Genomic DNA, 905 nt, shown 5'->3' with positions numbered 1-905 from the left:
CGTTGGCAATAATTATGAAGAAACGATATTTATACTTAATTATAATTTTGCTATTTAATGGTTTGACGTTTGCTCAAGACTCATTAGAAGTAAAAAAGCTGTACAATAAAATTGAATCCTTAGAGTATAAAATAGATTCGATTTCAAACAATACAAATTACTTAAAACATTCGGGAGAAATATCAATAAAATCAGGAAATGAACAAAAATTATGGGAATTTCTATTTCCATCCATTATTGCTTTGACTGTCGGTTTATTTGCATTATTCGGAACAATTTATACTGGAAAAAAACAAAGAAAACTTTCTGAAAATCAATTATCTGAACAGCTTAAACAAGCAAAAAACACAGTTGAAGAGCAAATAAAATCATCAAAAGAAATTCTTGAATTACAAATAAAATCAGCTGACAAAAACGCTGAATTAGAATTTAGACAAAATGTTCTTTCGAATAATCGTCAGAATTGGATTAACGAACTTAGAGCTTTAATATGTGATATAACCGCTTTAATAAATGTTAGTGCTCTCAAAAAGACATTGAGTTATGAGGAACTAAGAAATCTTAAGTCTTTAATTACTAAGGTTGAACTAATGCTCAACCCTAAGAAAGATTCTGAATTTATAAAAGCTTTAAATAAATTGAATAATGCTCTATTGAAAGTAGTTACTGAAGAAATTGAATATAGTGAAATTGGAACCTATGAAACAAAAGTTTTAGACTTCACTAAGAAAACTTTAAAAACCGAGTGGGAAAGAGTAAAAAAAGGAGAGTAACTATTGCCAACACCGTATATAATTTATTGCTAGTTCAAGCCTAATTACGAAAATCCTTACGGATTTTCTATTCCGTTTTTATTTGCTAGCTTTAGTGCTTAAACCACGCAACAAACCATATACAAACACGTT

The 905-nt window shown here is 28.5% G+C and carries 1 protein-coding gene; it reads left to right on the top strand.

Features of this window, described 5'->3' with window-relative positions; all coding sequences use genetic code 11:
• Positions 1-773: hypothetical protein (locus tag FUA24_RS00255; protein ID WP_222611752.1), on the top strand; the 773-nt coding region annotated here is incomplete at its 5' end.
• Positions 774-905: the final 132 nt, after the last annotated feature.

This window comes from Seonamhaeicola marinus (genome assembly GCF_008085455.1).
Note: the sequence above shows the minus strand (reverse complement) of the source record. Positions and strands in the feature narration are given on the sequence as shown.